Annotated in this window: 16 protein-coding genes; 7 read left to right on the top strand and 9 right to left on the bottom strand. The window is 65.1% G+C overall.

What is annotated here, in order from left to right; translation table 11 throughout:
• Positions 1 to 188 precede the first annotated feature (188 nt).
• Together PHI64_RS09920 and PHI64_RS09915 are read left to right on the top strand one after the other, a co-directional pair.
• Entirely contained in the window at positions 189 to 920 is a 732-nt protein-coding gene (locus PHI64_RS09920) for an ABC transporter substrate-binding protein (protein WP_299882138.1), read from the top strand.
• Between the two features lie 74 nt (positions 921 to 994).
• On the top strand, positions 995 to 2,233 hold the full coding sequence (locus PHI64_RS09915) for a diguanylate cyclase (RefSeq protein ID WP_299882137.1): 1,239 nt from the start codon (positions 995 to 997) through the stop codon (positions 2,231 to 2,233).
• Here PHI64_RS09915 and PHI64_RS09910 read toward each other — a convergent pair.
• The 7 genes from PHI64_RS09910 to PHI64_RS09880 all read right to left on the bottom strand — a co-directional run bounded on the left by PHI64_RS09910 (position 2,224) and on the right by PHI64_RS09880 (position 10,049).
• Positions 2,224 to 3,486: an Hsp70 family protein gene (locus PHI64_RS09910; RefSeq protein WP_299882135.1), complete on the bottom strand. Its 1,263-nt coding sequence runs from the start codon at positions 3,484 to 3,486 to the stop codon at positions 2,224 to 2,226. The two genes, PHI64_RS09915 and PHI64_RS09910, sit on opposite strands and share 10 nt — an antisense overlap.
• Before the next feature lie 170 nt (positions 3,487 to 3,656).
• On the bottom strand, positions 3,657 to 4,241 hold the full coding sequence (locus PHI64_RS09905; RefSeq protein WP_299882133.1) for a FlgO family outer membrane protein: 585 nt from the start codon (positions 4,239 to 4,241) through the stop codon (positions 3,657 to 3,659).
• A complete protein-coding gene (locus tag PHI64_RS09900) occupies positions 4,229 to 4,987 on the bottom strand; it encodes a hypothetical protein (RefSeq protein WP_299882131.1) in 759 nt (252 codons plus the stop codon). Before PHI64_RS09900 ends, PHI64_RS09905 begins: the two co-directional genes overlap by 13 nt.
• 240 nt (positions 4,988 to 5,227) lie before the next feature.
• Positions 5,228 to 5,578 carry a YajD family HNH nuclease gene (locus PHI64_RS09895; RefSeq protein WP_299882129.1) on the bottom strand — a complete coding sequence of 117 codons (351 nt, stop codon included), beginning with the start codon at positions 5,576 to 5,578 and terminating at the stop codon, positions 5,228 to 5,230.
• Complete coding sequence (gene rocD, locus PHI64_RS09890) at positions 5,575 to 7,704, bottom strand: ornithine--oxo-acid transaminase (protein WP_299882127.1); 2,130 nt, start codon at positions 7,702 to 7,704, stop codon at positions 5,575 to 5,577. The genes PHI64_RS09895 and rocD overlap by 4 nt, the downstream gene beginning before the upstream one ends.
• Positions 7,705 to 7,783: 79 nt before the next feature.
• The gene (gene ubiB / locus PHI64_RS09885; protein ID WP_299882125.1) at positions 7,784 to 9,319 is read right to left on the bottom strand and encodes a ubiquinone biosynthesis regulatory protein kinase UbiB; all 1,536 of its coding nucleotides are present in this window, start codon (positions 9,317 to 9,319) and stop codon (positions 7,784 to 7,786) included.
• 79 nt (positions 9,320 to 9,398) lie between these two features.
• Complete coding sequence (locus tag PHI64_RS09880; protein WP_299882123.1) at positions 9,399 to 10,049, bottom strand: hypothetical protein; 651 nt, start codon at positions 10,047 to 10,049, stop codon at positions 9,399 to 9,401.
• Positions 10,050 to 10,217: 168 nt separating this feature from the next.
• On the opposite strand from PHI64_RS09880, the gene argS reads away from it, so the two are divergent.
• From argS to PHI64_RS09860, 4 genes are read left to right on the top strand one after another with little or no spacing between them, the layout of a single operon-like run.
• On the top strand, positions 10,218 to 11,951 hold the full coding sequence (gene argS, locus PHI64_RS09875) for an arginine--tRNA ligase (RefSeq protein ID WP_299882121.1): 1,734 nt from the start codon (positions 10,218 to 10,220) through the stop codon (positions 11,949 to 11,951).
• Between the two features lie 18 nt (positions 11,952 to 11,969).
• Positions 11,970 to 12,683 (top strand): SPOR domain-containing protein, encoded by a 714-nt coding sequence (locus tag PHI64_RS09870; protein ID WP_299882119.1) that lies wholly within the window; start codon positions 11,970 to 11,972, stop codon positions 12,681 to 12,683.
• 29 nt (positions 12,684 to 12,712) lie between these two features.
• Positions 12,713 to 13,351 (top strand): thiol:disulfide interchange protein DsbA/DsbL, encoded by a 639-nt coding sequence (locus PHI64_RS09865; protein WP_299882117.1) that lies wholly within the window; start codon positions 12,713 to 12,715, stop codon positions 13,349 to 13,351.
• A complete protein-coding gene (locus PHI64_RS09860) occupies positions 13,351 to 14,127 on the top strand; it encodes an SDR family oxidoreductase (RefSeq protein ID WP_299882194.1) in 777 nt (258 codons plus the stop codon). The genes PHI64_RS09865 and PHI64_RS09860 overlap by 1 nt, the downstream gene beginning before the upstream one ends.
• Positions 14,128 to 14,142: 15 nt before the next feature.
• Here PHI64_RS09860 and ald read toward each other — a convergent pair whose 3' ends face one another.
• Positions 14,143 to 15,258 (bottom strand): alanine dehydrogenase, encoded by a 1,116-nt coding sequence (gene ald / locus PHI64_RS09855; protein ID WP_299882115.1) that lies wholly within the window; start codon positions 15,256 to 15,258, stop codon positions 14,143 to 14,145.
• A 94-nt stretch (positions 15,259 to 15,352) separates the two neighbouring features.
• Between ald and PHI64_RS09850 the strand changes: the two genes are divergently transcribed.
• Positions 15,353 to 16,171, top strand: coding sequence for a helical backbone metal receptor (locus PHI64_RS09850; RefSeq protein WP_299882113.1), 819 nt, complete (start codon positions 15,353 to 15,355; stop codon positions 16,169 to 16,171).
• 43 nt (positions 16,172 to 16,214) lie between these two features.
• Here PHI64_RS09850 and PHI64_RS09845 read toward each other — a convergent pair whose 3' ends face one another.
• On the bottom strand, positions 16,215 to 17,036 hold the full coding sequence (locus PHI64_RS09845; protein WP_299882111.1) for a mechanosensitive ion channel family protein: 822 nt from the start codon (positions 17,034 to 17,036) through the stop codon (positions 16,215 to 16,217).
• Between the last annotated feature and the right edge of the window lie 14 nt (positions 17,037 to 17,050).

Here is a 17,050-nt window from a genome sequence, read left to right as displayed (position 1 = left end):
GGGGAGGGAGACTCGTCCGTGTGGCGGGTTCCTGTCGAGGGAGTGGGGTCGTCCTTGGACGGCCCCTTTTTTTCGAGTATGCACCGAGGTGCGGGAATGTCGGGTCGTGGTGATAGGTGCCTCATTCTGGCCGAGGGGAGGGTAAAATCAAGAAAATCGGCAGTATCTGGAATCCCGTAACGTAAAAGATGAATTTCCCCCGCTGGGTCGTCGCGCTGGCGCTGCTTGTCTACCTCCTTCCCGGGCAGGCTGCCGAGAAGGTTTTGCGGGTGGCCGTGCTCAATCATTCGCCACCCATGTCTTATACGGACGAGGCCGGGAGGCTCACGGGTTTCAATGTGGAAGTCATGTACGCCCTGTGCGAGGCAATGGGGGTGAAGTGCGAGCCTGTTCCCGTAACCCTCGAACGGGTGGTGGATGCGGTGGCGGCCGGAGAGTTCGATTTTGCCGCGGTCAGCCTGCTTTCTACCCCGGAGCGGCGTGCCCGGGTGCTCATGAGCAAACCCTATTACCGTTCGATCAGCGTTTGGTTTGCCCGGCCGGGCATTGCGCCTGGAGAGGTGAGTACCGGGGTCGTGCGTGGAGGCGTGCAGGCGCGCTACGCCCAAGCCCACGGCTGGAAGACCACCCAGTTCGAGAGGCGCGATGAGATCATCACCGCCCTGTTGAGCGGTACGGTCGAGGCGGCTCTGCTGCCCATGGCCACCGCCGTCGCCCTGCGGCAGGATCCGCTCATCCGTCCGCTGGGGCTCGCCTCAACCTTGCTACGGGACCCTCAGCTGGCCGGCGATGTGTGTCTGAGCGTCAACCCTCGAACGCCTGAACTGCATGCAAGGCTTAATGACGCCATTGACCGGATCAAGCGTGATGGTCGCTTCGATCGAATCAACAGCCGTTTCATCCCCTTCCGCCTGCAGTGAACAAGGACGACCAGCGATCGGCAGGGCGACATATCCTGGCAGCTGATGCTGTCAGGCGCTGGCCGGCAGGAACCGTGCTGGCCGTACTGGGGAGCGTGTTCGCGCTGGTCGCCGTGAGCCTGGTGCTGCTGCTGGCGGTGGATCAACGTCTGGTAACCGACGTGGTGGCCCGCCTGCATGACGAGATGGTTCCGTGGACCCTTGAGCGCCAGCGTCTGGCACGAAACCTGGAAGAGCTGCGTCTCGGCGGGCAGCGAGTGCTCACGGCCCCCGATGTGACGGCCCGTGACGACGCCTTGTTTTTGGTTCGTGTCCTGGCGGCTCACCCGAGCATGGGGGAAGACCCCCGTACCGCTGCCCTGGCGGCGGAGGTTGAGAGCTTTCTCGCCCAGCGGTCGACAACCTCCCCCGGTGCGGTGGACATCAAGGCCTGGGAGGCTATCTCCGCGCGCTTGCGTCTGCTCGCCGATGATCTGTCGGTAGAAGGAGGGCAGCGAGTCAGCACCGAGCTGGACAGGATGACTGAAGCGGTGGAGCAGACCCGTTACAAGCTCGTCCTCAACCTGGTGCTGGTGGGGGTTTTCCTGGCCAGTGCCTTGTTCATTCTGCGGCACTATCTCATTCAGCCGTTGCAGCGCATCCACCGTGTGCTGAGCAGCCTGGACGCACGGGAGCCGTTGCCCGACATGAGTTCTGCTCCCATGGCCGAGATCCATGCGGTGGAGGAGGCCATTGTGCGTTTTCACGCCACTCTGCGGGAGAACGAGGATGTTCGGCTCAAGCTCGAGTGCCTGGCGACGACGGATAGCCTGACCGGCCTGCCCAACCGGCGCCATTTCCTGGGGCAGGCGGCCGAGGAAATGGCCAGGGCACTGCGCTATGGCCGGCCCATCACGGTGGGCATTGCCGACCTCGATCATTTCAAGCAGGTGAACGACCGCTTCGGCCACGCGGTGGGCGACCATGTGTTGCAGAGCTTCGCCAACCTGGTAGCCGAGACGCTCCGTCAGACCGACCGGGTTGGGCGCTACGGTGGGGAGGAGTTTGCGTTCATCTTTCCGGAGACCACGCCTGCGGAGGCTCTACGTCTGATCGGGCGTCTGCGTCAGCGGCTGGCTGAGACTCCCCCACGCCTGCCCGATGGAAGTGCTCTGCCGGTGACGGTGAGTTTTGGCCTCGCCGACGCCACCGGACGAGATCTGGAGGGAAGCCTGGCTCAGGCTGACATCGCGCTCTATCAGGCCAAGGGCAGCGGGCGCGATCGCTGCGTGCTGGCCTCGCCAGATAGCAGCACTGCCGTGCCTCAGCCGTAGCGGCGGGAGGCCTCCACGGCCAGTCCGGCCCCGATGCTGCCGAACAGGTCACCCTCGACGCTGCGCGCCTGGGGCAGCTCGGCCGCGATGCGGGCCCGGAGCTGCGGTACGCCGCTGGCGCCGCCGGTGAAATAGAGCGTATCCACCTTGTCCCGCGCCACGCCGGCCTGGTCCAGCAGGCTGTCCACTGTGGCGGCGACGCGCTCCACCAGGCCACGGGTCGCCAGGGTGAAGTCTTCCCGGGTGATGCCATGGGTCAGCCCAGCCTCCAGCCGGTCGAGGTGAAGGAGGGCGCTATCGGCAGCGGACAGATCGATCTTGGCCTGTTCGACCTGCAGGGCCAGCCAGTGCCCTTCGCGCTGGCCGATCAGGCGGGCCAGTCGGTCCAACTCCCGGCGGGCTGCCGCGTCCCGGTAAATATGTTGGAAATCGGCAAAGGCCTGGCGGGTGTAGGCGAAGTTGATGGTGTGCCAGGTGGCGAGCTGGAAGAAGAGATTGGAGGGAATCTCCGCGCCGCTCTTCATCAAGCCCCGGTAGCCCAGCAGGGGCATCACGCACTCAAGGCTCAGGGCCCGGTCGAAATCCGTACCGCCCACATGGAGGCCGGCATTGCCGAGCAGATCCTCGCGGCGGTCTACCTGGCGGGCCCGTTCGGGGGACAGGCGCACTAGCGAGAAGTCCGCCGTGCCGCCGCCGATGTCGGCGATCAGCACCAACTCTTCTTGGTGAAGGCCAGCCTCATAGTGGAGCGCTGCACCGATTGGCTCGAACTGGAAGCTGACGTCCTTGAAGCCCACTTGCCGGGCAATCGCTTCGAGGGTGTCCTGGGCCCGGCGATCGGCTGTCTCGTTGTCGTCCACGAAATGCACCGGACGGCCGAAGACGGCTTGATCAAAGCTGCGTCCGGCCTGGGCTTCTGCACGGCTCTTCAGTTCGCCGATGAAGCTGGCCAGCAAATCCTTGAAAGGTAGCGCGCGGCCACCGACCTCGGTACTTCCGTCCATCAGGCTGCTGCCGAGCAGGCTCTTCAGGGCCCGCATCAGTCGCCCTTCATAGCCCTCCAGGTACTCGGCGAGGGCGTCACGCCCAAAATGGGTGCTTTCCTCGTCGGCGTTGAAGAACACGGCGGAGGGCAGGGTGGGCTTATCGGCTTCCAGGGGCAACAGGGTGGGTGAACCCGGGCGCAACCAGCCCACGGTGGAGTTGGACGTGCCGAAGTCGATACCGCAGGCGCGGGCGGGGGTGGCGCTCATGGATGACGCAGAAAATGGCGGGGGGCGAATGCTACGCCGGATCCGGGCGTTTGCGGTGAAGTCTGGCGGCTGAATCGAAGCCCAAATCCGGAGGGGCCGGGCTGGCAACAAAAAAGGGGCGCCATCATGACGCCCCTTGGGTGATCTGCACCTGCAAAGACCTTGCGGGTTCAGCGCTTGCGGATCAGGCTGTGGATCTGCTTGTCCAGCGGCAGGGCGTAGTCGTAGGCAGCGAGGATCACGCTGGTGGACGGATTGACCACCTTCAGATTCACATAAACCATCGTCGAACTCTCGGCATAAGTGCCAACAATGACGGCCTGTGCGTTGTGAGTGGAGGCAACTTCCTTGATCTCCCGCGTCAGCAGCAGTTCGCCTTCATTGCGCTTCATGTACACGCCGTTGCGAACCTTGAGTTCGAGCACGCCGTAGCCCAGCTGGGACATGCGCGAGGCCACCTGCTCGGAGATCAGGCGGCCCAGCGTGGAGGACTGTTCCAACTGGTCGATATTGACCAGCGTGGCAACGATGAACGGTGCGTCCGCGCCCGTGTTGAAGTTGTTGCTTGACACTGCCGGGGCTACGGGGAAGCGCTTCATCAGCTCGCTGACGGCGTTGTAGTTGGCGGTGTTGAAGGCGTTGTTCTGGGCTTGCTCGTAGGTCGGCTCGTTCAGTGCGCTGACCTTGGGTGCAGTTTCGCAGGCGCTCAGCGCCAGGCCGGCAGCAGCCAGTGCGGCAAACATCAGCGGACGCATAGCTTGCTCCTCTCGCCACAGTCACCCATGACCGGAATGTTCACGACCTGGGGCGGCTTCTTCCAGTACAGCTCGCCGTCTTCGTCGGTGGCGTAGTAGATGTTGGTGCGCCGGCTGACCAGACGGGTGTTGTCAGCCACTGCGGCGGTCAGGATGATCTCCGAGCGTGGAACGGGGCCGGAGGCGTACTGGCCACGGCCCATGGCTTCTTGGGACAGCCAGGCAAAGCCCTCGATGCCTGCGACCGCGGACAGCGCCTTGACCCCTGCCGAAATGCCGGCGTTGGGCGAGATGTCAGCTGCTGCGACGGCGCCGATGGCCCACAGGCCGGCGGTCAGGGCGGTGGCGTCACCGTAGTAATAGGTGTTCTGCGCACGGTCGGGGCGGAAACGGTAGATGGAGTAGCGTACGTCCACCGTAAGGGCATTGCGGGCGTCTGTGCTGACCGGCAGGCCCTGGGCGACCAAGGCGGTGGTCAGCAGTTCACGGAAGCCGTCGACGAAGGCCTGCTCGTCGCCCGGATTCGGGACATGCAGGGCACGGCCGCCCAGTTTGTCGCGCAGGTCGGACGCGAGCTGGCTGGCGAAGTGCTCGGCGATCTTGCGCCAGTGTTCGGCGGCCTGCAGTTTGTCCTGCTTCGAGTTCTCGAAGCGGGTCGGGGCGGGGACGTCCGCGTAGCGCGGAGCACAGCCGATCATCATGCCGGCAAGAGCAATGGCGATGCCGGACGTTGCAAGTTTATTCACGACAACCCTCTCAAAACGCTCGCTCTAAAAGGGAGCTGTTTTCGATGAGCACGCAGGACAGATCAATGACGATGCGCTGTCCTGTGGCTTTCCGTTTGAATGTGGAGAATGCACCGGCCCTTGGGCGGGGAGGTTTTCCACGCCTGCGAGCTTAGCACCGGAATACCGCTATGGGGTGGCTTGAGGGCAGGAATCTGCCATTGCGTGGGGCATATTCAGCGCGCAATGGCACGGGCGTGCTCAGTTCTTCTTGAGCAGGGCGCCCAGCCCCGAAAAAGGAGAGTGTGTGGCGGCCTTGCCGGGCAGCTTGGCGGAGACCTGACCCTGAGTGGCTTCAAGCTGCCGCTGGTGCTCATTGTCGTGGCAGTAGAGGCACAGCAGCTCCCAGTTGCTGCCGTCAGGTGGGTTGTTGTCGTGGTTGTGGTCGCGGTGATGGACCGTCAGTTCGCGCAGGTTGGTTGTGGTGAACTCCCGGGCGCAGCGCCCACAGATCCACGGGTAGAGCTTGAGGGCCTTCTCCCGGTAGCCTTCTGCACGCTTGTCGGCGGCACGCCGGGCTTCGGCGACGAGGCGGTCAAGTTTGTCGGTCATGGGGTGTCTCCAGGGAAGCGTCGAGCGAGGTCTGCGAGAGCGTCTTCGATGGTTGTGGCGGCCCACTCAAGCTCGGCCTCGGAGATGATGAGGGGCGGCGCGAAACGCAGTACCTTCTCGTGGGTGTCTTTGGTCATGAGGCCGCGGGCCAGCATCCATTCTGCAGCAACCCGGGCCGCCACGCGACGGGTGTCGAGCTCCATGCCGATCATCAGTCCGCGCCCGCGGACCTCACGAATCAGCGGGTTGTCGATGGCCTGCAGACGCGCCAGGAAGCGGGCGCCGAGGGAGGCCGAGCGCTCTGCCAGGCGGTCTTCGGCGAGCACCGCCAGTGCTTCGGCAGCGACGGCACCGGCGAGGGGATTGCCACCGAAGGTCGAGCCGTGATCCCCGGGCTGGAAGACCTGCATCAGGGCGTCGTCGGCCAGGAAGGCGGCCACCGGCAGCAGGCCGCCACCCAGGGCCTTGCCGAGGATTACGCCATCGGGGCGTACATCCTCATGTTGGCAGGCGAGCAGGCGGCCTGTTCGGCCGAGGCCGGTCTGGACCTCGTCGGCGATCAGCAGGACCTGGTTGGCGCGGCAGATCTCGGCGCATCGGGCCAGCCAGCCGGGCGGCGGAATGACGATGCCCCCTTCGCCCTGAATGGGTTCGAACAGGAAGGCTGCGGTGCGCGGTGTGATGGCGGCGGCCAGGGCGTCGGCATCGCCGAAGGGGATGCTGAGGAAGCCCGGTGTCAGGGGGCCGAAGCCGCTTCGGTACTGGGCCTCGCTGGAGAAACTGATGATGGTGGTGGAGCGGCCGTGGAAGTTGTTGTCGCAGACGATGATTTCGGCCTGACCGTCGGGCACGCCCTTGATGGTGTGGGCCCATTTGCGGGCGGCCTTGAGGGCAGTTTCGACGGCTTCGAGGCCGGTGTTCACGGGCAGGGCCCGATCGTAGCCGAGCAGGGCCGACAGGCGCTCGAGCATCAGGGGCAGGCGGTCGTTGGAATAGGCGCGGGAGGTGAGAGCCAGGCGCCCGGCCTGGTCCACCAGGGCCTGTACCAGCCGCGGATGGCTGTGGCCGAAGCTGACCGCCGAGTAGGCACTCATCATGTCCAGGTAGCGGCGCCCTTCCACGTCCCACAGCCACGCACCCTGGCCGCGGGTGAAGACGACCGGCAACGGTGCATAGTTACGGGCGCCGAAGGTGTCTTCCCGCTGGCGCAGGTTGGCGGTGGCCGGCCCCAGGGCTGCGGCGGCGAGTTCGGTTACCCAGCGTGCCCCACTGCCGTCGCGATCGCGTTCGGGGACGTATTCGACGATTTCGAGGGCCATCAGGTCGGCGCAGCTGCGCAGGCCGTGGAGAGTGTCCACCAGGGTCTGCGGATCGAGCCCGTCCGGCACCAGGCAGGTGGTGGCGGGCAGGGCGGCGCAATCCATGGAGTCGAGATCGACCGACACGCCGAAGCCGGCGGTGCCATGGCGGGCGATGCTCATGGCCTCGCGGAGGACTAGGGGCAGGCCGCGCTTCTTTACCTCGGCCATGGTGAAGATCCTGACGCCCAGCCGGTTGAGCAGGGCCTTTTCTTCGGGCTCCCATGAGCGGGCGCCGACGATGGCCACATGGGCCGGATCGAGGTGAGGGCCGGGCAGCCCAGTCAGGCTCTTGTCGCCGATGCCGAGCAGCGCCGCCAGGGGCATGCCGTGGATGTTGCCGCTGTGGGTGCTCTGGTCCGTGTGGGCGTCCAGGTGGGCGTCGATCCAGATCAAACCGAGCTTGCCCCGGGGGGCCAGGGCGCGGGCCACGCCGCGCCAGGTGCCGGCACCGATGGCGTGATCGCCGCCGAGGACCAGGGGAATGGCATTGTCCTGGCAGATGGCGGCCACTTCATCGGCCAGGTCGTGGAGCATGGCGCTTACCGTACCGAGGCGTTCCTGCAGGGGGGCCTGGGGCGGCTTGGGGGCCGAGGGCTCCATCAGCTTCTGCCAGCGGGCGGGGATGCCGCGCTGGCGCAAGTGGGCGTCAAAGCCCAGGTCCTTGAGGGCGCGGGGGCCTGCGGCGGGGCCGAAGACGGGGGCGCCGAGGCAGGAGCCAACGCCGACGATACGGACCGGGCGGGGGAGCGCGAGCGGGGCGGGCATGGTCTTCCTTCGGTGACAGGTCATGGGTGCCGGGAGTGGCACCCCTACTTCCGTTGGAGCGGGGGATGTCGCCCTTTGTTCAGTGCAGCCAGTGCCAGGCTTCCAGGGCCGCGAGGCCGGCGAGAAGGAATGCACAGGCGATCAGCCAGGCTCGGGTGCGCCGGCTCTCGCGGGCCAGTTCGGCCAGCTCGGCCCGGGTGCCCTCGTCCCGGGGGGCGGACAGGGCCTGATGGATCAGTCGTGGCAACTGGGGCAGGGTGGCCGCCCAGGCGGGGGCCTCGTCGGCAGAGTGGCGCAGCAGGGCGCGCCAGCCGATCTGGTCGTTCATCCAGCGTTCGAGGAAGGGCTTGGCGGTCTTCCACAGGTCGAGGTCCGGGTCCAGTTGGCGGCCGAGACCTTCAATGTTGAGCAGGGTTTTTTGCAGCAGTACGAGCTGGGGTTGGACTTCCATCTCGAAGCGCCGGGCGGTCTGGAACAGGCGTAGCAGGGTCTTGCCGAAGGAGATGTCCTTGAGCGGGCGGTCGAAGATGGGTTCGCAGACAGCGCGGATGGCCCCCTCGAACTCGTCCACCCGGGTGTGCGCCGGCACCCAGCCGGCCTCGATGTGGGCCAGGGCCACGCGCCGGTAGTCACGCTGGAAGAAGGCCAGGAAGTTGGTGGCCAGGTACTTTTTGTCGGAGTCGTTGAGGCTGCCGATGATGCCGAAGTCGAGGGCGATGTAGCGCCCGCGGGTGGGGCCGTCGGTGGCCACGAAGATGTTGCCGGGGTGCATGTCGGCGTGGAAGAAGCCGTCGCGGAACACCTGGGTGAAGAAGATCTCCACGCCGGCCCGGGACAGAGCCTTGAGATCGATGCCGTGGGCCTTCAGTGCATCGAGCTGGGAGATGGGCACACCCTTCATGCGCTCCATCACCATTACGTTGGTGGTGCAGAAGTCCCAGTGCACCTCCGGCACCACCAGCAGCTCGGAGTCCTTGAAGTTGCGCCGCAGCTGGGAGCAGTTGGCGGCCTCGCGCATCAGATCGAGCTCGTCGCGCAGGTATTTGGAGAACTCGGCCACTACCTCTCGAGGCTTCAGGCGGCGACCTTCGGGCCACAGTTTTTCGAGCACCGTTGCGGCCACGTCGAGCAGGGCCAGGTCGTGGGCGATGACCGGGGCGATGCCCGGGCGCAGGATCTTGACCGCGACCTCTGTACCGTCTGGCAGCTGGGCGAAGTGCACCTGGGCGATGGAGGCGGAGGCGATAGGTTCCCGGTCGAAGCGGGCGAACACCGCGTCGGCAGGCTTGCCGTAGGCCTCTTGGAGCTGGGCCAGGGCTTCGGTGCTGCTGAAGGGGGGGACGCGGTCCTGCAGGCGGGCGAGTTCTTCAGCGATGGCCGGGGGCAGCAGGTCGCGACGGGTGGACAGCATCTGCCCGAACTTGACGAAGATCGGGCCAAGGGATTCCAGGGCCTGGCGCAGGCGGGCGCCCGAGGGTTCGTCGAAGGTCCGGCGAAAGAGGGTCAGCCTCGCCAGCCAGGCCAGCCGGCCGGACGGCTCGTTGGAGAGGATCATCTGGTCGAGCCCGTATTTCAGGCTGACGGAGATGATCTTGACGAGTCGGAAGAGGCGCACGGCGGATGGCGATAAGGAAAACGCGGATTGTGCCCGGAAAGCCAGGGCGAGCAAAGCCGGCGCGCTGGCGCACCCGGGTTCAGGGGCGGCGCTTGGGGCGCAGGGGCGGAGGCGGCGGGAGCGCCGGGGCGACGACCTCTGCGCCTGGTTGTACTTGTTCCACCAGCCAGCGGACGGCCAGGCGGATTTCCTTTCCAACGTTCTCTTCGTCGCCAGTCGTCCCCGAGTCAAGCTGGGGTAGGCCGGTGGCATCGATGCTGAAAGCCGGCAGGCGCCACTCCCGCTCCACCACGAACAGATGTTCGCCATCGAGGACCGCCTTCTGAGCCACCACGTAGCCATAGTTGCGGGAGGCAAAGCGCGCGCAATAGACGGTCAGGGCCGCTGACGGGAGCCCGTCCCTTTCAGAGGCGAACAGACCGCTGGTGGTCAGCTCGCTGCAGTGGGCGCGCAGGCCTGCAGAGATGTGGGCCAGGTAGGTTTCCGGATTGAGATTCTGGGAGGCCATGCGCTGCACGACGATGCGGTCCCGGTAGTCTTCGATGCCCTGGCCGCGGGGGATGTATTCTTCGTGACGGATGCCATTGCCTTCGCGCAGATCGACGATGCGCCAGGGGTGACCGGCAGGCATGGGAAGGGGCCAGTGCAGCGTCGGTGATTCAGCGCTGACCGGCAGGCTGGCCAGCACGCCTAGGGCAAGTGCGACGGCAGGCAGGGGGCAAATGCTCACGGTTCGCTCGGGCTCGGTTGGTGGCCGGGGGTTCCACGGTTGGTAGATTAGGGCAGGCCGCCTGATTTTGTCATGTCAGTTGTACTTTGTTACGGCGAAAGGTCGGCCTTCCCGCCGGTTTGCCCGGCGCTTGGCTATAATCCTGTGCTTTTAGTCGCAGTATTCCCCATGAGCGCCGATTCCAAGACCCAGCTTGCCGACCTTCTCCGTGCCGCCCTCCTTAGCGTGGCGCCCGAGCAGGCGGAAACTCCGATCAACCTGGAGCGTCCGAAGCAGGCCGGTCACGGAGACTTCGCAAGCAACCTGGCCTTGCAGCTGGCCAAGCCCCTGAAGCGCAATCCGCGGGAGTTGGCCAACCTGCTGCTGGCCGAACTGCCCGCTTCTGGCCTGATCGCCAAGGCCGAAGTGGCTGGCGCCGGTTTCATCAACTTCACCCTGGTGGCCGACGCCAAGACTGCTGTTGTCGGCGCCGTGCTGGCCACTGGTGAAGCCTACGGCCGGGGCGTCAAGACGGGCGTCCGGGTGCAGGTGGAATACGTCTCCGCCAACCCCACCGGGCCGCTCCACGTCGGCCACGGGCGTGGCGCGGCCTATGGTGCCTCCTTGTCCGATGTGCTCGACTTTGCCGGCTTCGAGGTGACCCGCGAGTACTACATCAACGACGCCGGCCGACAGATGGACATCCTGGCCCTGTCCACCTGGCTGCGTTATCTGGATCTTTTCGGCATCACCATCCCCTTTCCGCCCAACGCCTATCAGGGCGATTACGTGAAGGGCATGGCCGCCCAGATCAAGGAAGGGCATGGCGACCGCTTCGCCAAGGTGAGTGCTGCCGATGTGCTGGCGGGTGCGCCGAGCGTCGAGGTCGACAAGGAAGGCCACCTGGATACTCTGATCGCCAACGCCAAGAACCTGCTCGATTCCGACTATGCCTGGGTGCACGGCTTTGCTCTGACCGAGCAGCTTGGTGATGGCCGTGAAGATCTCGGCGAGTTCGGTGTCACCTTTGACAAGTGGTTCTCCGAGCGCTCCCTGTTTGACACCGGGCTTGTCGAAAAGGCGGTCAGCGCGCTAGAGGCCGCCGGGCACATCTACCTGCAGGACGGCGCCAAGTGGTTCCGCTCGACGGCCTTTGGCGACGAGAAGGACCGCGTCGTACAGCGTGAGAACGGCCTGTTTACCTACTTTGCGTCAGACATCGCCTACCACGCCAACAAGTACGAGCGTGGTTTCGACCGCATCATCGACATCTGGGGCGCCGACCACCACGGCTACATCCCCCGCGTGAAGGGCGCCCTCGAAGCCCTCGGCCTGCCCCCCGAGAAGCTTGATGTGGCACTGGTGCAGTTTGCGGTGCTGTACCGCGACGGCCAGAAGGCGGCGATGTCCACCCGCTCCGGTGAGTTCGTGACCCTGCGCGAGCTGCGCAAAGAGGTCGGCAACGATGCCTGCCGCTTCTTCTATGTGCTGCGCAAGGCCGATCAGCATCTCGATTTCGACCTTGATCTGGCCAAGAGCCAGAGCAACGAGAATCCGGTGTACTACATCCAGTACGCCCATGCACGCCTGTGTTCAGTGCTCAACCAATGGAACGGCGTGCTGGCCGACCTGGCCGAAGCCGATCTGGCTCGTCTCGACAACGAGCGTGAGCTGGCCCTGTGCGCCCGCCTCACTGCCTTCCCGGAAATCGTCCAGAACGCTGCGGCCGACTACGCGCCACACCAGATCGCCTTCTACCTCAAGGACCTGGCGGGTGAGTTCCACAGCTACTACAACGCCGAGCGCATGCTGGTGGACGACGAGGGGCTCAAGCTTGCCCGCCTGGCGTTGGCCGCTGCGGTGCGTCAGGTCATCCGCAACGGCCTGCGGCTGCTGGGGGTTTCCGCTCCCGATTCCATGTAACTCCCGGACCCGTCGTTCATGAGTCGCGATCTCAAGCCACGCCTGCAGGCCAAGAAGCCCAAATCGGGCAGCCGCGGCAGTACCCTGGTCGGCATTTTTGTCGGCCTGATTCTCGGCGCGCTGGTGGCGGCGGGGATTGCTCTGTATTTCACGGCGGCATCCCCGTTCCAAAAGCCAAAGCAGGAGGAGCGGCCGCTGACTCCGCCACCCAAGCCCCAGGGGGGTGAGCCCATCGCCCTGCCGGGCAAGGCCGGTGACAAACCGGTGGAAAAGCCTCGTTTCGATTTCTATAACGTCCTGCCCAAGGGGTCCGATGCCTTGCCGGCGCCTACCAAACCCGAGGAAACGACGGAAGTCGTCAAGCCTCCGGTCAAGCCCGAGAAGGCTGACAAGGCAGATAGCAAGCCCGATGACGCGGAGCGTGCCAAAGCCGAGGCGGCCCTGCTCGACAAGCCGGCTGTCCCCGAGCGCTTCTTCCTTCAGGCCGGGTCTTTCGAAGATCCTTCCGAAGCGGACAACCTGAAGGCGCGTCTTGCGTTGATGGGGGTGGAGGCCAGCGTGCAGAAGGTGGAGCTGCCCGAAAAGGGTACAGTGCACAGAGTGCGGGTCGGCCCTTATCTGGGGCAGGAGGAAATGACCAGAGCCCGGCAGCAGCTGTTGTCCAGCGGTATCAACGCGGCCATTATCAAGATCAAGCCGAAGGAACCAAAGCCGGCCACCGCCGCTCAATGAGTCCTTTGGCCGAACCAGGAGAAACCGTAATGCAGCGTCGTGATGTCCTCAAGCAGTTGTCTGCCCTTGCCGCCCTCGGCAGTCTTGGTCTGTCCGCCGGTGCCCAGGGGGGCGGGTTCGAGGCGATCAACCCGCCCCAGCCCACGGAAACCAAGGGCAAGGTCGAGGTGCTCGAGTTTTTCCATTACGGCTGCCCCCATTGCAAGGCCTTCGACCCCCTGCTGGAGCTGTGGGTCAAGAAGCTGCCGGCCGATGTGATTTTCCGTCAGGTTCCGGTGACTTGGGGTAACCCGCAGCTGACCGGCCTGGCCAAGCTGCACCTCACGCTGGCTGCCACGGGCGATCTGGCGCGGCTGCATCCCCAGGTTTTCGATGCAGTCCAGACCGACAAGCTGCCCCTCAATACCGAGGCCGCTGCTCAGGAATGGGCGGTCAAGAAAGGTATCGATGGCAAGAAGTTTGCCGACGCCTACCGCTCCTTCGGTGTGCAGGTCGGCATGCAGCGTGTCGAGAAGCTTGGCCGTGACTACAAGATCCAGGGTGTGCCCACCTTGGCAGTGGATGGCAAGTATTTCACCTCCGGCTCCATCGCCGGCTCCCATGAAGCTGCGCTGAAGGTGGCCGATCAGTTGATCGCCCGGGCGCGCAGCGAGCAGGGCCGCAAGTAATCTCACCCCCCGTCTCCCGAGTCTTCATCACCGGTGCTTCCAGTGGCATCGGTGAAGCCTTGGCGCGCCATTACGCTGCCCGGGGAGTGACTCTCGGACTGGTCGGTCGACGGGTGACGGTGCTGGAGGCGCTGGCGGCCAGCCTGCCTGGAGAGCATGCCGTGTACGGGCTGGATGTAGCCGATTCGGTCGCGTTGGGCGATGCTGCGGCCGACTTCATGGCCCGCTTCGGGCTACCCGACGTGGTGATCGCCAATGCCGGTGTGTCGGTGGGTACCCTGACCGAGATGGCCGACGATCTGGCGGCTTTCGAGCGGGTCCTGCGGACCAATGTGCTGGGCATGGTGGCCACCTTCCAGCCCTTCGTGGCGCCCTTGCGGGGCGCGGGGCGGGGGCGGCTGGTAGGTATCGCGTCGGTGGCGGGTATCCGTGGCCTGCCCGGTGCGGGCGCCTACAGCGCATCCAAGGCGGCAGTCATCGCTTACCTGGAAAGTCTGCGGGTTGAACTCCATGGCACTGGCGTCAGGGTGGTGACCATTGCGCCGGGCTACATCGAGACGCCGATGACGGCGGTCAATTCTTATCCCATGCCTTTTCTGCTGCCGGCTGATCGGGCTGCGGCGCGATTCGCCCGTGCCATCGAGGCCGGGGTCAGCTACACGGTGATTCCCTGGCAGATGGGGGTGGTGGCCCGGCTGCTGCGCCTGCTGCCCAACCCGGTGTTTGACCGGATCTTCGCCCGGGCCGGGCGCAAACCCCGCGGCTTGCCCCTGTAGCCCGCTCGCCAGGCGTCAGCCCAGCTGGGTGATGGCCGGGAGGTATTTCTTGCCCAGCGCCTCGGCCACCTGGGGGTGGGTCACGTTGCCATTGCAGATGTTGAGACCGGCCCGCAAGCCGGCGTCGTCCTTGAGGGCCTCCTTCCAGCCCTTGTCGGCCAGGGCCAGCACGTAGGGCAGGGTTGCGGCATTGAGGGCGTAGGTGGCCGTGCGGGCGACGGCGCCTGGCATGTTGGAGACGCAATAATGCACGATGCCGTCCACAAGATAGGTGGGGTCGGCATGGGTGGTCGGCCGGGAGGTCTCGAAACAGCCGCCCTGGTCGATGGCTACGTCGACGATCACGGCGCCGGGCTTCATGGCGCCAAGCATGGTCCGAGTGACCAGCTTTGGGGCGGTGGCCCCCGGAATCAGCACCGCACCGATGACCAGGTCGGCCTGCAGCACCAAGCGCTCGATGGCGTCCTGAGTGGCATAGAGAGTCTTGACCCGCCCGCCGTATACCTCGTCGAGGTGACGCAGCACGGGCAGGGATTTGTCGAAGATAGTTACGTCTGCGCCGATGCCGACCGCTGTGTGAGCGGCGTTGTTGCCGACCGTGCCCCCGCCCAGGATCACCACCCGGCCGGGTTCCACACCCGGCACGCCACCGAGCAGCACGCCGCGCCCACCGTGGGATTTTTCCAGGGCTGCGGCTCCGGCCTGGATGCTCATCCGCCCAGCCACTTCAGACATGGGTGCGAGCAAGGGCAGGCTGCCGCCCGGAGCTGTGACCGTCTCGTAGGCGATCGCGGTGACTCCGCTGGCAATGAGTTCCTCGGATTGACCAGGGTCGGGAGCCAGGTGCAGGTAGGTAAACAGCAGATGGTGGGGTTGGAGGCGTGCACGTTCGTCACGGAGCGGTTCCTTGACCTTGACGATCATGATGGCCTGCTCGAAGACTTCGGCGGCACTCAAGGCAATATGGGCGCCTGCGCGTTCGTAGTCACTGTCGCTGGCGCCGATGCCGTGGCCTGCGCCGGATTCGACCCATACTTCATGCCCGTGGGCCACGACTTCCCGGACAGCCCCGGGCGTCAGACCGACCCGATATTCGTGGTTCTTCGTTTCCCTGGGAACGCCGATTTTCATGTTCTTCTCCATGTGCGTGGGCCATGCTTTTCAGAGTGGCTGGTTGTAAGCCTGGTTCCAATAACGGCGCAGGTCTTGAGATACTTTGACAATGATGACTGATACCTCTGACGAAGTGCTGATCGATGCTGCAGGGGGGCACCACAATCCCTGTGACGGGCCCGCCCGCATCGTTTCCCTGGTGCCTTCTCTGACTGAACTGGTGTGCGATCTCGGCCTTGCGCAGCAGTTGGTGGGGCGCACCGGCTTCTGCATCCATCCCCGGCCGGTGTTGCAGGCGGTGACCAAGGTGGGGGGCACCAAGGATGTGAATCTCGAGCGCCTGCGTGCTCTGGAGCCAACCCACATCATCGTCAATGTGGATGAGAACCGGCGGGAGTGTGTGGAGGAGATCGCCGGCTTCGTGCCGAACGTGATCGTGACCCATCCCTGCGCGCCCGAGGACAATCTGTCGGTGTATCGCTTGCTGGGGGCAATCTTCAATCGGCACGTCGAAGCCGAACGCCTGGCGGGGGCGCTCGAAGCCGCTCTGGCGGAAGCCAGAGCGGTAGGGGCGGCTCTGCCCCGTGAGAAGGTGCTCTACCTGATCTGGCGCGAGCCCTGGATGACCGTGGCCCGGGGGACTTATATTGCGGCGACCCTGGCGGCGGTGGGCTGGGACTCCTGCCCTGAGCTCAGCGAGCCCCGTTACCCGGCTTTCGAGTGGGATGCTCCATGGCTGTTGGACGTGCGGCGGGTGTTCTTGTCGTCGGAGCCCTATCGGTTCCGCGAGCGGCACGTGGAGGAGGTCGTGCGGCTTTCGGGGCTGCCGGCAAGCCTGATCGATGGCGAGATGGCGTCCTGGTATGGCAGCCGGGCAATCGAAGGCCTGCTTCATCTGGCAGCCTTGCGCCGCAGCCTGTCTGCAGAATGAAAAACGCCCACCGGGGTGGGCGTTGAGACCGCAAATGCCTATCTCAGGAGGGCTGACGCAGCACCTGATGCGGCGCCGGGATGGGCCAGCCATTGGCCGCACCGACTTCGGCCAGGGCCTTGTTGGTGTCGAAATAGACCTGCCAGTAGTGGTCGTTGTGGCAATAGGGGCGTACCACCAGCTTGGTGCCGGCGGCGTTGAACTCCAGGATCTCCACGTCGGGTGCCGGTTCGGTGTGCACGTTGGGGATCTGCACGATACGTGCGCGGATCAGCGCCATGGCTTGTGTGGGATCGACCGAATGAGCAATCTGGGCGGTCAGGTCCACCCGGCGGCAGGGGTTGAGGGTGTAGTTGACGATGTTGTCGGAGAACAGCTTGTTGTTGCCGATGGTGGTGCGGACGTTGTCGGGCTGGTCGATGGTGGTGGCGAACAGGCCGATTTCCTTCACGGTGCCTGTGATGCCGGCGGCGTTGATGAAATCGCCGACCTTGAAGGGGCGCAGGATGATCAGGAAGGCGCCGGCGGCGAAGTTGGACAGCAGGCCGCTCCAGGCCACACCGATGGCTACGCCGGCAGCGGCGATGAGGGCCGCGAAACTGGTGGTTTCGATGCCAAAGACCGACAGGATGACGATGACCAGCACGATGCGCATGACCACACGCAGGGTGGCCTCCACGTAACGGACGAGGGTGGGCTCGACTTTCTGGCGGGTCATCCCGCGGCTGGATAGGTTGCCGATGAGGTTGATCACCCATCCGCCGATGATCCACAGGGCGACGGCGCCGGCGAGTTTCCAGCCGAGGGGAATCAGGTAAGTGGTGACGAGCGTGCCGACGTCGAGGCTACTGGTGTCGATGGCCATGGAGGAACTCCGTG

This window comes from Zoogloea sp., assembly GCF_028689785.1.
In the GTDB taxonomy this organism is placed as follows: domain Bacteria; phylum Pseudomonadota; class Gammaproteobacteria; order Burkholderiales; family Rhodocyclaceae; genus Zoogloea.
This window is presented reverse-complemented; position numbering and strand designations above follow the sequence as displayed.

Excerpts from the sequence above, each read along its gene's own strand:
- PHI64_RS09895 (WP_299882129.1), bottom strand. The coding sequence starts at position 5,578 with ATGACCGACAAACTTGACCGCCTCGTCGCCGAAGCCCGGCGTGCCGCC.
- ald (WP_299882115.1), bottom strand. The coding sequence starts at position 15,258 with ATGAAAATCGGCGTTCCCAGGGAAACGAAGAACCACGAATATCGGGTC.
- rocD (WP_299882127.1), bottom strand. The coding sequence starts at position 7,704 with ATGCCCGCCCCGCTCGCGCTCCCCCGCCCGGTCCGTATCGTCGGCGTT.
- PHI64_RS09920 (WP_299882138.1), top strand. The coding sequence starts at position 189 with ATGAATTTCCCCCGCTGGGTCGTCGCGCTGGCGCTGCTTGTCTACCTC.
- PHI64_RS09845 (WP_299882111.1), bottom strand. The coding sequence starts at position 17,036 with ATGGCCATCGACACCAGTAGCCTCGACGTCGGCACGCTCGTCACCACT.
- PHI64_RS09870 (WP_299882119.1), top strand. The coding sequence starts at position 11,970 with ATGAGTCGCGATCTCAAGCCACGCCTGCAGGCCAAGAAGCCCAAATCG.
- PHI64_RS09865 (WP_299882117.1), top strand. The coding sequence starts at position 12,713 with ATGCAGCGTCGTGATGTCCTCAAGCAGTTGTCTGCCCTTGCCGCCCTC.
- PHI64_RS09910 (WP_299882135.1), bottom strand. The coding sequence starts at position 3,486 with ATGAGCGCCACCCCCGCCCGCGCCTGCGGTATCGACTTCGGCACGTCC.
- PHI64_RS09850 (WP_299882113.1), top strand. The coding sequence starts at position 15,353 with ATGACTGATACCTCTGACGAAGTGCTGATCGATGCTGCAGGGGGGCAC.
- PHI64_RS09905 (WP_299882133.1), bottom strand. The coding sequence starts at position 4,241 with ATGCGTCCGCTGATGTTTGCCGCACTGGCTGCTGCCGGCCTGGCGCTG.
- argS (WP_299882121.1), top strand. The coding sequence starts at position 10,218 with ATGAGCGCCGATTCCAAGACCCAGCTTGCCGACCTTCTCCGTGCCGCC.